Genomic DNA, 12,918 nt, shown 5'->3' on the forward strand with positions numbered 1-12,918 from the left:
CGGGTGTGCGACGGAAGCGAGCTGTTGGATATCAACTGTCACTGCGGCGAGCCGTGGCCGCGTTCGTTAGCGTCCGGCCTCAACTCTTAAGAACCATCTTGTAATTATTCCGAGGCACTGAGATGAAGTAATGATCCAGTCCGCGCGCTTCTGCTGTGAGCGCCTTCTCTCATCGAGCTGAGGCAGAATCCTCGGGTGAGTTTGCCGCTGATGCGCGGGGTGAGCAACGGTCGATCGGCGGAGCTGGTCGGGATTGCGCAGCCGATCGTCCGTTGCGGTGAAGGTCGATGCGAACGCCCTCGGCGTCAGGTAGCCGAGGGCGGAATGTGTGCGGTGATCGTTGTAGTCCACGATCCAACGGGCGACCGTCGAACGAGCGTGGTCGAGGTCGCGGAACAGGGTCTCGTTTAGGAGTTCGTCCCGCATGCGGCCGTTGAACGCCTCGCAGATGCCGTTCTGCATGGGGCGCCCCGGCGCGATGTAGTGCGACTCGACGCCGATCTGCTTCGCACACAACAGGATGGCGTTTGAGGTGAACTCGGTCCCGTTGTCGCTGACGATGAGCTTCGGCCTGCGGTGCTTGGCGATGAGCGTCGACAGTTCGCGAGCGGCCCGCTTGCCCGAGATCGATGTGTCGGGGATGGCCGCGAGGCACTGCTTGGTCACGTCGTCGATGACGTTGAGCACGCAGAACCGCTGACCGGATGCCATCTGATCGTGCACGAAGTCGAGCGACCAACGAGCATCCGGCCGCGCCTCGACGACCATCGGCGCACGAGTTCCGACGGCACGCTTGCGACAGCGGCGACGGCCAACCGACAGGCCTTCCTCCCGGTACAATCGCTGGGTCCGCTTGTGGTTCACGACGTAGCCCTCCTGCCGCGGCAGAACGTGGTGTCAATGCCGCCTGAAATCTTCCCAGAAGCGCCGAAGTAAAATTCCCCATTTCGGCCGCTCAGGACGCCGCGGTGAGATGAGGGTTTTTCGGCGACCGATCGCGCCGGGGCGACAGCGGCTGGATGCCCGGCGGTGAGATGGTGGCCTTCGAGCGGACGTGTTCGGGCATGAGTTCGGCGTGCTGGCGGAGCCTGTAGCTGGATCCTTCGATCTGAATGACGACGGCGTGGTGGAGAAGGCGGTCGGGGAGTGCGGTGGTGACGACGGGGTCTCCGAAGACCTCGCCCCATTCTGCGAAGCCGCGGTTGGAGGTGAGGATCATCGCGCCGCGCTCGTATCGGGCGTTGACGAGTTGGAAGAGGAGATTGTCGCCGCCGGGCACGACGGGGAGGTAGCCGATCTCGTCGACGACCAGGAGGCTCGGCCGGCAGTAGAAGCGGATGCGCTCAGCAAGCCGCCCCTCCCGCTCGGCGCGGGCGAGCGCGGCGATGAGATCGGCGAGCGCTGTGAAGTAGACGCCGGCCTTGATGGCCTCGACGCCGAGGGCGGTGGCGAGGTGGCTCTTGCCGGTGCCGGGCGGTCCGAGGAAGTGGACCACCTCGGCCCGCTGGATGAAGCCGAGCCCGGCGAGCGCGAGGATACGATCGCGGTCTAGCGAGGGCTGGAAGAGAAGTCGAAACCCGCGATCGTCTTGATGGTGGCGAGGCGCCCCATCCGGAGGGCGGTCTTGATGCGGCTGTTCTCGCGCAGCGTAAGCTCTTCGCAGAGCAGGATGTCGATGGCCTCGAGGGCGGAGAGCTCTCCCTGTTCGAGCCGGCGGACGACATGATCGAGAGCCTCGAGGGCGCGTGGCATCCGGAGGCCGACGAGCTCGTGTCGGATCCGGTCGTGCGCTGTGGCAGGCGTGGCAGCGGAGGATGCACTCACGAGCGTCCCTCCCGGGCGAGTGCGCGGCCGACGGCATCGTAGAAGGCGAGCGGCCGCTGGGCGACGCGGTCTCCCCGCGCCGACGGCACAGGCGTCGAAGGGGCGCCGCCTCGCGGCCGCGACCGTTCCGGCGTGCGGCGATGACCGGGCTCGACACGCCGCTGGGTGCGGCCCTCCAGAACCGGGTGGACGGCGATCAGCGTACCGTCCTCGAAGATGCGGATCTCGTCGGCGAGGGCGTGGACCTCGACGGCGCGGCGGCGGGTGGCGTCCGGCACGCTGTAGGCGTTGCCGGCGACATTGATCATGCCCTCCCGGGAGATGCGGCGCTCCAGGCGGAGAACGGAGCGGAAGGGGGCGAGCGGCAGCGGCTGGAGTTGCGGGCGTTCCTCGGCAAACGCCTCGTTGACGACGCGCTGGGTGGTGGCATGGCGGCGGGGATTGGCGACGGTGTCGAGCCAGTGCCGGAGCTGGCCGTTGAGGTCGTCGAGGTTGCGGAAGGACCTGGCGAGGAAGAAGTCCTCCCGGATGTATCGGAACGGCCTCTCCACCTTGCCCTTGGTCTTCGCCCGGTAGGGTCTGCAAGCTCGCGGGTGGAAGCCGTAGTGACGGGCGAGATCGACGAGGCTCCGGTTGTAGACGATGCCCTCGGCCTCATCCGCCCCGGTCACTGCCGTCTTCATCCGATCATAGAGGATCTCCTGCGGCACGCCGCCGATCGCCTCGAAAGCGGCGATGTGGCAACGCAGGACGGTCGGCAGGTCCTGGCGATGGACGAAGCGGGCGAAGATCAGTCGGCTGAAGCCGAGGACCAGGGAGAACAGCCAGACGACGCGGGGTGTCTCCGGCTCGTCTTCGAAGACGACGTGGAACTGGGCGAAGTCGACCTGCGCCTGCTCGCCAGGCGCAGTCTCGAAACGGACCTCGTAGCCCGGAGACACGGGCGGCCGGACGTCACGCAGGAAGTCGGTGACGGCGGTGTAGCCACCGTCGTAGCCGCGCTCCTTGATCTCCCGGAAGAGACGTTGTCCCGTCAGGCCCGGATAGGCGGCCACCCGTTCCCTGAGATAGGCGGTGAAGGGATCAAGCACGGTCTGTCGCGGCTTGCGCGGCCCGTAGGCGGGCGCCTCCAGGCCCCGCTCGATGTACTTGCGGTCGGTGCCGGTCTGCCGGGCAATCGCCGACACCGACAAGCCCTGCCGGTGCAAATCCAGGATCATCATGAGCTCCCCGAGTTTGATCACCGACACCTCCCCGCGACCATCGCGGGTAGCATCAGCGACAGCGCGCCGCCGGTCTTCCGGGGCGCGCCCCGGAAGACCGGCGCGGAGCCTCACACTGGGGAAGATTCAAACGGCACTTCTGCGGAGGATTGATCCGGTGGCGACACTCATAGCAAAAATGAAGGCGCCCATGCCGCGTGGCCAGCTTTTTGATGAAACGCAGCATGCTCTCTTCGGACGCATCGACCTCACCCAGATACCGAACCTCGCCTCCACGCTCCCCATCCGCCACCGCAATGGCATTGCGCAGCTTGGATACGTCGATGCCGACAAAAACTTCTGTAGAATGCTCCACGGCTTGCCCTCCTGCCAGGAAGATCGGCTCGGCCCATCCGAGCAACCCTCGACAGACAGTGTAGGGCAAGCCGCCCAGCCAAACGGACATACGGTCTTACGGACTACCAGAAGGACCGCCACAAGAAACTCGCGCATGTGGCCCTCCACACGACGGCGGCCCCGTCCTATTACCCCGGTGTCGAGGACGACGGATACATCATGATCGATGGTGGGATCTGGGCCAACAATCCGGTCATGAATGCCCTGGTCGACGCCCTTGCCTGCTTCGACATTGCGCGCGAGGGCGTGCGCATCCTGAGCCTGGGAACGGGGGGAGTCCACGTTTTCCGTCGATGAGCGGACGCGCAACGGCGGCATCACGGATTGGGCGTTCCTGCGCTCGTTCAATGCCGCCGTCCGCGCGCAGTCACGTAATGCCCTCGGTCAAGCCTATCTTCTGGTCGGCAAGAACAACGTTACACGGATCGATGTGCGGGAAGGCGATGCGCCAATCGCGATGGACGACGTGCAGCGCTCGGTGCGGGAACTGCCGCTGGTGGCACGCAGTCTCGTCGAAGGCGCCGGGCATCACATCGAGCGGGTGTTTTTCGACGGCGCGGTCGAGCAGTTCATTCGTTGCCCGATGACGTAAGCGTCTATCGGGCGCTTGCCCCTACCGTGCCGTCAGCAACCGACAGGCGAGCTCGCGCTCGCCCCAGCGGGTCGAGAAGGTATCAGAGACCTCGAACCAGCTTCCGTCATTTCCCATGCCGTGATTGGCGCCCATGCACGAGCACTGGCATTCGTGCCCCTGTGCTTCCTGACAGGCCCGTGCGCAGATCTCCTGCTCGCGATAAGGCTGAATGATGTAGACCTTGCCGTAGCGCTGCAGCGCCCGATCGACAAAGTCATTGAACCAGGATTTTGGTAACTCCCAATAGGCGTCTGCCCCGCCCACCCATTCCGGTGCCGTCCGCCGGCCGTTCTGAAGCCATTGCCGATTGTCATCGCCAAACGGTAGTCGCACTCGGAGCTTCTCACCAAGTCCCGTTCGACGCAGAACGACTGGAATTGGCTTCTGCTTCCAGACGTAATTGAGGGTAAGCCGCTCCATGTACACCTTCTAGAGATATCGATCGCGAACCGGACACTCCGCCCTTTGCTCGTTCACACCCATTTAGCGCGACCGGATCGGACGCAAAGTCAAGGTGTCGTTTAGGTCAGTGGCGAGCCGACCTGCGTCAGTACGGCCATGGCCCAAGAATGCTCGACCGCAGGCATACCGGTAGCCGAGCAATCCCCGGCGTCAGAGCGCGATGAGTTCAACCGCGCCGCCCATCCCCGCCATCAAATCCCTGAGCCGCGGGGCCTGCGTCCGCGGCAGGGCAATAACCAAGAGGCGCTGCGCCCGCGACGCGCCGACATAGATCTTGCGCGCTTCCTCGTTATCGACCGCAGCATCCCCCGTCAGAAAATCGACGATGCCCTTGGCGGTGCTCGGCGACATCACCACGCAGATCGCGGGAAACTCCATGCCTTTCACGCTATGGATCGTCCGCGCGGTATGGCCCGATGCGGGCGCGACCGACAAAGCCTCATCGAGGTCGCCATTGCGACGAAGCCGCTGATTGATGGACTGGCCACCAGCCGGCAGAAGTGGCGCGAGCAACCGACGCGCCTCGTCGTGCCACGCCTCAACCGTCGCGAACCTCTCTGGGCTGAATCGGAGCGCCTGCGCCAGGGCCAGTGCTCCGGGCCGCCACGCATCTGGGCTCACATCCGCGTCCGCGAGATGCTGATGGTAGGTCCTGCCGCCCATCTGGCCACCCAGCTCAAGCATGATCCGGTGTATAGCGACCAACGCCTCCTTTCGACCGCCAAGTTCGAACGAGAAATGAAAATCGCTCACCGCGACGGCAAGCCTATAGCTGAGGTCGCGCACGCCGGAATCCTGGGGGTGTCCAAGCGCGTTTGCGCCCGTCCGGCGCGTCGCCGAAACGACCGGACAATCTCGCGCCTTCAGCCCCATTGCCGTTACGAGTTCCTGAAATTTCGTACCGATCGTGGAAGGAACGCCTCTCCCCGAATAGGACAGGATCTGAATTGCGGTCGATTCTTCGCGATAGTCTCCCAGTGCTTCGTCGATCCCGACGCGCATATCGGGCGCGCGCAAGGCAACCACTCCTTTCGTGATGTGCCCGCTGGAGCGGAAGTTTCCGCTCATGGGCAGACGCTCGTCCGCCCCGAACGTCTCTGCGAATTGCCCAAGCTCGCGTGTGACGCCGCCTCGAAAACCGTAGATCGCCTGGTTCGGGTCGCAGATCACCTTCACCGGCACACCCGCTGCGCGGAACCATGCGATGATCTCGAGGTCGACCGGATTGCAGTCCTGCGCCTCGTCGACGATCAGTTCCAGAAACCGCGCCGCAAAAGCTGGCGCGAGAACCGCGCCGCATGCCGGATCGCGCAACCGGGCGAGCGCCACGGAACGCGCATCGGCGAAATCGAGTTCGCCGCGCTGAAGAAAGCGTGCACGCGTGTTTCGTGCCGCCGTCTCGTGCGCCTTGATCTTCCCACGAAAACCGTGACGCTGGATCATCGTAGGGATCGCATCGCCTGTCTCACGGTCAAAGCACTCCAGCGGCAAGGCCTGCGCACCGGCGAACGGCTGTATCGTGCGCTCGTCCTTATCTGGGATGAGTCTCGGTTTTGCAGCGCAGCCATCGACGCCGAACGGTGCGATGAGGAATTGCCAAAGGAACGCGTCGAACGTCCCGATGAAGTGCGGGAACGCTGGCGTCTCGACGATGCCCTCTCGACGCAACCGATCCTCCAGCTCTGAAACAGCGGCGATGGTGAAGGACAGAAAGGCGATGCCACGACCGGTCGGCCGTCCGCTTAGAAGCTTACGTGCGCGCTCGACCATGACGCGGGTCTTCCCTGCGCCCGGGCACGCCGCGATGAACGCCGAGCCCGGATGATCGATCACGCGCCGCTGCTCATCCGTCGGCTTGAACGGCGCAGCGATCATTTCACGAGCGCCTCGATCGCCGCTTTCAGATAGGCCGGCACCGCGAAAGCCTTGCCGTTGTTGATTTCCTCGGCGATGAGCTGCGCAAAATCGCCCTTGCGGGTGGTCTCGAAGAGCTTCTGGATCGCCTTCGCCTGGGCCGCGCCGGCCTGAGCGATTGCTGCATCCCATATGTCGGCTGACCGCGGGTGAAGCTTGACGTAGACCTCCTTGAGCAGCGCCGCGTTGCCCTCGCGGACTAATTCTGTCTCCAGCGAGTAGTCGTTGATGACGACGTCAAGGAGATCGCCTGCGCCGAGCCCCGCGGCCGTCGCCTCCAGGTCGCGCTTGCGTCCGGCGCCGGGTGTCATCGCGTCTTCTGCCACCTCCCCGCCGTCGCCATCGGTCAGAACGACGAGCCGGTCGGCGATCCGGACCTCGTTGAATGGCGAGAGAAGCAGCTTGGCGTAGGGCTGAAAATCGACACCGTCGATCGGAACGAAAACCGCGGAGCGAAACAGGCGAAGCTTATCCGCCTCATCCTTCAGCACGATCTTCTTTGCTATGACGGGAAGCAGAAGTGCTTCAGCGATACCCTCCACAAGAAGTACGCGCCCTCCGAAGAGGAGGGCTGATTTGGTCACGTCCAGATAGCGATCGACCTTGCGTCGCTCGACGGGGTCGAGCGCCAGCGCCGCGAGCGGGATGCAGCGCGTTTCTCGTCGCGACCCGCCCAAAGGTATCACCGGGTTCGGCTCGATTTCCGGCACGATCTCGGCAGGGACGCCAGCGAGCGCGTGCGGCTCCTCTCGCGCCGGAGCGGGCGCGGCCACCGCCGGCGCGGGAAGGAAGGAGCGGAAGAACACGAGCTTCTTGCTCTCCACCCACGCCGACAGATTCGGCGAATGAGTCGCGACGATTACCTGCAGCTCGCCCGCTGGTCCCTGGTGGGCGGTGCGTGGCTTTCGCGATTTCTCAGCCTGCTCATCGAGAAAGCTGAGCACCGCAGCCTGAAGCTGGGGGTGGAGGTGCGCTTCTGGCTCCTCCACAAGGAAGATCGTCAGGTCGGCGTCATTGACCTTCTCGAGCTCGACCGCGATCGTCGCCATGTAGAGAAGGTTCGCGTAGCCGTGCCCGGAATAGCGGAGGTCTTCAGGTTCGACGCCGTGATCGGCGAGCTTGAAGCGGAGATCGCGCGCGATGTCGATGAGCTTCTCGTCATTTGCGAAGCCGAGAGAGGCGACTTGGCGGCGGACGCCCGCCGTCAACGCGCTCAGTCCCACCTCCACGGCGCCGCCGACTTTGCCGAGGATCTCCGATTCCACGCCGCGCCGAAGCGCCTTGGCCAGCGCCTCCGGATCCCCTCCTTCGAGGAAGTGATTCAGTAACGCGTAGATTCGGGTCGGGTTGCCCGACGCCAGCGCGCGCTTCGCGTCACGCAGCGGCGGTAAATAGACGTGCCGAACCATCTCGTGGCAACCTGGCTCTGGGCTGCCGCGCTGATGCCCCGCCCACAATACCGGCCGAACCGGGAAATGACCCGTTCTCTCGTCATATTTGAGGCCGAAGATACAGCCCGAAATCTGAGCATCCGTGGCGGCCGAAATCATCCTGCCCTGCTGTGCCGGATTCAGCTCTGTGAACGTGCCGGTCAGCTCGAATTTTCTGTCCGCGCTTCCAAATCGGATGTCCGTCGCCTCGCAGTAGAGCTCGCGTCGTCCGCCGAGCGGTGCGGTCAAGAGCCGTATCGCGTCGATGGCGTTGCTTTTGCCACCGTTGTTTTCTCCGACCAGGATCGTCAGATCCTTAGAGAGCGGAATATCTGACTGGCGGAATGAGCGAAAATTATTTAAATTTAGATTTTGAAGAAACATGTCCTCCTCCCGCCCGCGCACATCGCCGATGTGTTTCGAATCTTTATTCCATGTGAACTTAGGCGCAGGCGATCGCCAATCGTAATCCACCAAAAAACCATGGCGGTTCGGCCGAACCGAACGATTTTGCGATATGAGAGTCGCCGCCGCTCTTCCGCTGGCTCGTGCGCGGTGTAATCATCTAGCCTAGCAGGCTGTTGAAGAAGTCCTGGGATGGGCGAGTTCCGGGTTCAAGGGCGTGAGCTTTGCCTCGAACCAGAGAGCTTTATGGCTCTGGCAGGTGGCTGCGGTAGCGGCCGGGTGGTTGCTGGATTTGGTCATGGCGTTTGCGCCATGAGCTTGGGCAACCGGACGAGGTTGTAGGCCGCGGCGGCGAAGGTGAAAGCCCATCCGGCCCGATCGACGCCGCGGACCATCGGCAGCTCCAATCCGGCGATGGTCTTGATCCAGCCGAAGCTCTCCTCGATGCGCTTGCGGATCCGCTGACTGGCGGCATAGCCGGCATGCCGCGTCGTGCGGCCGTCGATCGCCAACAGAGCTCGGGTCGTCCTGTCCGATCCGCGCACCGAAATCCCCTCCAGCGCCGATAACCAGAGTGAATCATGACAGCGACGAGCAGGCGAGCAACTTCTTCAACAGCCTGCTAGGTTTTCAGTCCCGGCATTTGATGGTTTGGATCGAGGATGAATCTCTCCGGCTCTGAAGTCCAGCATTTGCAGATGAACTCGTAGGGCGTGAGGCCCCTGAGGGTCTTCAGGCGCCGGCCGAAATTGTAGGCGGAGACGAAGTCGGCGAGATGCGTCTCGAACTGGCGGTGATCATCGTAGTGGAGGCGTTTGACGGTCGCCTCCTTAATCGTGCGGTTCGTTCGTTCGACCTGGCCATTGGTCCAGGGATGCTTCACCTTGGTCAGACGGTGCTCGATGCCATTCTCGCGGCAACGCATGTCGAACATGTGGGTCGTGTAGCGCGCGGTCGGCCCGTCGGCATAGCGCGGCGGAAAGGTGAACTGGATGCCGTTGTCGGTGAGAACGGTGTGGATCCGGTACGGCACCGTGTCGATCAGGGCCATGAGAAAGGCCGAGGCTGAGGTGCGGCCTGTCTTCCTGACGACCTGCACGAAGGCGAATTTGCTCGTCCGATCAATGGCGACATAGAGGTACAGCTTGCCCTCGGCCGTCTGCACCTCGGCGATATCGATATGAAAGAGGCTATCGGATAGGACTTGAAGCGCCTCTTCAGCTCCTTGTCGCCCTTCACCTCCGGCAGCCGGCTGAAACCATGGCACTGAAGGCAACGATGCAGGGATGACCGTGTCAGGTGCGGGAGCGTCGCCTGCAAGGCATAGAGGCAGTCGTCGAGCGGCAGCAGCGTATGCCGGGGGAAGGCGATGATGATGGCCTCTTCCTCAACCGACAGAACCGTCGATGTGGGCTCCCTCGGGCCAGTCGGCAGATCGGCAACCGAGGTCCGCCTCTTCCACTTCGCAACCGTCTTTGGTTGATCCCGTAACGCTTGGCCAGTGCCCTCAGGCTCTCTTGACTATGCTGTATCGCTCGACGGACCGCCTCTGTCGTCGTGGCGCTCCCGTGAAGAACCTGGCCCGTAGTGCCTCCTTCCACTCCTGCGAAAAGACTGCACCATCAAATGCCGGGACTGAACACGGAGATTGCGATCGCCGCTATCGCGGCCGCGGTGGTTGGGTTCGGACCCGGGCGCAGCCCCTACCATCCATCAACCGACAGGATGAACATGCAAAATCGCTACAGATGCACGTCAGTAGTACGTTACATGGCAGAACGATCGATAACTATAATAACTCGAATCCGTAGTCAGTAGAAGCGGTCTCTTATTACAATTCTAGATAACGTATATTATTGACTCTCCCCGGTGAATGTGATGACAATAACAGTGCAGACGGACTCGGCTGACATTAGGAAAGGTGTTGCAAATGAGTGCGAATCTGAATGTTCAGATCAAGACTCGACGTGAGCTGCATACAAAAGACAAGCATTCGGTTGCCGAACGCATCTATGTGGGAGAGATCGATAAGCTGAGACCTGAAACAACTGCGTTTCTGAAACCGTCGCATTGGCTTGACCCGACGATGAAGAAATTCTACTGATAACAATATAATGCTATGGCCCCTCCCAAAAAAGGGGCCATTTTTCTCGGTGCGGCCATGATAGACTTGAATATAAAGCTCTCCGATATTGGATCTCCGATCGTTCCGACTGATACTGGAATACGTATTGGTGCATCGTACGTGGATTTTTATATTCATCGAATGATCGTAGGCGCAGTGTACTTCAATGACAGGCGAATTCTCGTGATAGCGCGAGAGCTCGCAATAGCCGACGGTTACGACGGATTACCAATAACCGTTCATAATAATATAAGCGACAAGGCTATGGATGAGCTGAATAATAATTCCAGACGCACGGCCCTGGCGGCGTTGGTTATTGAAATTAATAGAGATTATCGATATCCTCATGTCAATATATATAACAATCATAATCCACAGTCATTTCTATATTTCTGCGTGCAGGATAGAGAAATAAACGGATCGTGGAATTTAATGAAGATCGCACGGAGAGTAAACAGAAACATCGTTTGTGATGAGTTTTTATCGAAGTGGATTACCCTTCAGCCTCAACAATACAATAACACAACGATGTTCAAAAACATTTATAGAACGACGATCAACACAGATACTCTTATCACTGCAGACAGAGTGCGAATCGCGGAGTTGGACTGTCGCGACTCCACCTATCCGCGCCGGCTCCAGAGGGAAGATCGCGCCAAAGAGATACTATTCGAAATTCTTACAGAATGCCTGACGCAGCGACCGTTAGCTGAGGGAAAGACTGCGGCTGAGGTTAGTGGCGGTCTCGACTCTTCGGTCGTAGCCCTTGCGGCTTCCGCTGTGTTGACAAGCACTATCGCCGCGAGCGTAAATATTACAACAGATAAAAATAATCAGACGTCGCGACAGCGCTTGGTTGCAGATACTCTTGCGCTTAACCATGTAAATGTTAGTATATGGGATCACCTTCCGTTTGCGCGATCTGGGGCACGCTTCTGTACACAGGACACGAGTTATCTTGCTGAGTCGTTCTTCGAAGCGTTTTATCATCTAACAGCGATCTTGAGGCGACGAGGAGTCGATACGATTCTGACGGGGATGGGTGGTGATGAGGCCTTCCCCTTGTTTGCCGGTGAGGCCGACACCAGCAGCGGAGTAAAGCCAATTGTCCGTCCTTCGTTCATTGAACCAAAGGCCTATTTACTGGCCGCGCTACCTTACGTGACGCGGAGCTTCATATCGAGCTACCATGGCTCCTGCGCTCATAGCGTCACAAACAGGGCGGAGCGGTTTATGAATCAGGGGATCTGGTCAGTTAACCCATTTGCGGAGCCGGCGATGATCCAGTTCGGATCTTCACTGCCCTACGCGCAAAGAAGCCGGCGGTCGATCCTGAGCGATATTCTATCTGGCAACAATATGCCCGAATTCCTAGATCACAAACCGACCTCGTTCGAGCCGACGTTAAAGGTCGTGGCTAGAGAGGTCGAAGGTATACTGTCCAGCGTATGGAAAAACTCCATTTGCGCACAGCGCGGTTTAATAAACACATCGTGTATGCGTAAAATATATGACGAGTTGATATCAGAGGACGGTTCGAGTGACGAGGAACTTGCGTATTTTGCTCATATATTATTCTTTCTTCAGGCGGAACTGTTCCTAAGGGTGTGCGAGAGCAGTGGTATTAAATTAGTTTATAGCGGATAATCACAAATCCGTCCATAACTGCAATCACTATCCGATACTCGTCTTTCGAAATCACAGTACCGGGCTTCCGCGAATGAGCTTCCTTCCATCCTTGGATGCTGCTCACTGTCGCTGTTAAATCACTCACTTTTAGAATTGTACTGTCTTCACCATACCTACGACACATTCCGATACAGTCTTCCAACAAGAGATTCGGATTAAAAAATGGCTGATCAAATCGGCGGGCTTCCCAAGCTGGCCTGCCAACCTGTGCCGTGGCAGCGGCCCAGTAACATTCAATATTTGGAATTATGTTACGCATCGCATTCGACGAGTGCATGTACATGCGAAATAGTAGCGTGTCACATGTATCATGCTCTGAGATTGCGAACCGCTCCCGATATATAACATCTCCTTGGTCAAACAACGGAGATAATTTATGGATCGTAAATCCTGCACATTCACCATGGGACTGAATAATTAGAGGTATTGGGTATGGACCACGCCCATCTGGAAGGAGGCTCGGATGAATATTGACCCCCCAAAGAGGTGTATCGGAGGGAATTAGGAATGGATATCCTATACTAATTAGTAAGCGGACTCCGTCATTTAACATCTCTAGCATGTCAGTGCGGTTGACGCGCCGGAAGTACAGAGCGGCTCCGTGATGCTCAGCCAACGACAACACTTCGCTCGACAGGTATGGAGAACGTTGCATCCATATGCTGTGCACTGTATGGCCTTCATCGCAAAGCATGTCCTTCCACGTGGAATCGATCGCTCCACAAATCGAAATTTTCATAGCATGCCCTCGTTCTTACTCGCATCAAGAATCGGCAAACGTCTAAGACCTGCGCTTCCTTGAAGCATAGCGCGCGC

Annotated in this window: 9 protein-coding genes and 5 pseudogenes; 4 read left to right on the forward strand and 10 right to left on the reverse strand. The window is 59.8% G+C overall.

What is annotated here, in order from left to right:
- Positions 1-270: 270 nt before the first annotated feature.
- The 4 genes and pseudogenes from F0357_RS10545 to F0357_RS10560 form a co-directional block, all read right to left on the reverse strand.
- Positions 271-894 (reverse strand): annotated as a pseudogene (locus F0357_RS10545) (IS3 family transposase); the annotation flags it as partial.
- A 61-nt stretch (positions 895-955) separates the two neighbouring features.
- Positions 956-1,752, reverse strand: a pseudogene (gene istB / locus F0357_RS10550) (IS21-like element helper ATPase IstB).
- A gap of 68 nt (positions 1,753-1,820) precedes the next feature.
- Positions 1,821-3,068 carry an IS21 family transposase gene (istA, locus tag F0357_RS10555; protein WP_312861538.1) on the reverse strand — a complete coding sequence of 416 codons (1,248 nt, stop codon included), beginning with the start codon at positions 3,066-3,068 and terminating at the stop codon, positions 1,821-1,823.
- Positions 3,069-3,213: 145 nt separating this feature from the next.
- Positions 3,214-3,402, reverse strand: a pseudogene (locus tag F0357_RS10560) (IS110 family transposase); the annotation flags it as partial.
- A 35-nt stretch (positions 3,403-3,437) separates the two neighbouring features.
- Between F0357_RS10560 and F0357_RS24505 the strand changes: the two are divergent.
- A complete protein-coding gene (locus tag F0357_RS24505; RefSeq protein ID WP_312861700.1) occupies positions 3,438-3,740 on the forward strand; it encodes a patatin-like phospholipase family protein in 303 nt (100 codons plus the stop codon).
- A gap of 160 nt (positions 3,741-3,900) precedes the next feature.
- Positions 3,901-4,035 (forward strand): hypothetical protein, encoded by a 135-nt coding sequence (locus F0357_RS24955; protein WP_281350340.1) that lies wholly within the window; start codon positions 3,901-3,903, stop codon positions 4,033-4,035.
- A gap of 21 nt (positions 4,036-4,056) precedes the next feature.
- Here F0357_RS24955 and F0357_RS10570 read toward each other — a convergent pair whose 3' ends face one another.
- The 5 genes and pseudogenes from F0357_RS10570 to F0357_RS10590 form a co-directional block, all read right to left on the reverse strand.
- Entirely contained in the window at positions 4,057-4,497 is a 441-nt protein-coding gene (locus F0357_RS10570) for a hypothetical protein (RefSeq protein ID WP_153480892.1), read from the reverse strand.
- Positions 4,498-4,689: 192 nt separating this feature from the next.
- Positions 4,690-6,414: an ATP-dependent helicase gene (locus F0357_RS10575; protein WP_153480899.1), complete on the reverse strand. Its 1,725-nt coding sequence runs from the start codon at positions 6,412-6,414 to the stop codon at positions 4,690-4,692.
- Positions 6,411-8,267, reverse strand: a complete 1,857-nt coding sequence (locus F0357_RS10580) for an ATP-dependent nuclease (protein WP_153480908.1) — start codon at positions 8,265-8,267, stop codon at positions 6,411-6,413. Before F0357_RS10580 ends, F0357_RS10575 begins: the two co-directional genes overlap by 4 nt.
- A 317-nt stretch (positions 8,268-8,584) precedes the next feature.
- Positions 8,585-8,884 (reverse strand): annotated as a pseudogene (locus F0357_RS10585) (hypothetical protein); the annotation flags it as partial.
- 26 nt (positions 8,885-8,910) lie between these two features.
- Positions 8,911-9,889: pseudogene (locus tag F0357_RS10590) on the reverse strand (IS481 family transposase).
- Between the two features lie 329 nt (positions 9,890-10,218).
- Between F0357_RS10590 and F0357_RS10595 the strand changes: the two are divergent.
- Entirely contained in the window at positions 10,219-10,392 is a 174-nt protein-coding gene (locus F0357_RS10595; RefSeq protein WP_153480910.1) for a hypothetical protein, read from the forward strand.
- Between the two features lie 15 nt (positions 10,393-10,407).
- Positions 10,408-12,060, forward strand: a complete 1,653-nt coding sequence (locus tag F0357_RS10600) for an asparagine synthase-related protein (RefSeq protein ID WP_153480911.1) — start codon at positions 10,408-10,410, stop codon at positions 12,058-12,060.
- On the opposite strand, the gene F0357_RS25490 is transcribed toward F0357_RS10600, so the two are convergent.
- The gene (locus F0357_RS25490; RefSeq protein ID WP_153480912.1) at positions 12,038-12,841 is read right to left on the reverse strand and encodes a formyltransferase family protein; all 804 of its coding nucleotides are present in this window, start codon (positions 12,839-12,841) and stop codon (positions 12,038-12,040) included. The two genes, F0357_RS10600 and F0357_RS25490, sit on opposite strands and share 23 nt — an antisense overlap.
- Between the last annotated feature and the right edge of the window lie 77 nt (positions 12,842-12,918).

This window comes from Segnochrobactrum spirostomi (assembly GCF_009600605.1).
GTDB classification, from domain to species: Bacteria; Pseudomonadota; Alphaproteobacteria; order Rhizobiales; family Segnochrobactraceae; genus Segnochrobactrum; species Segnochrobactrum spirostomi.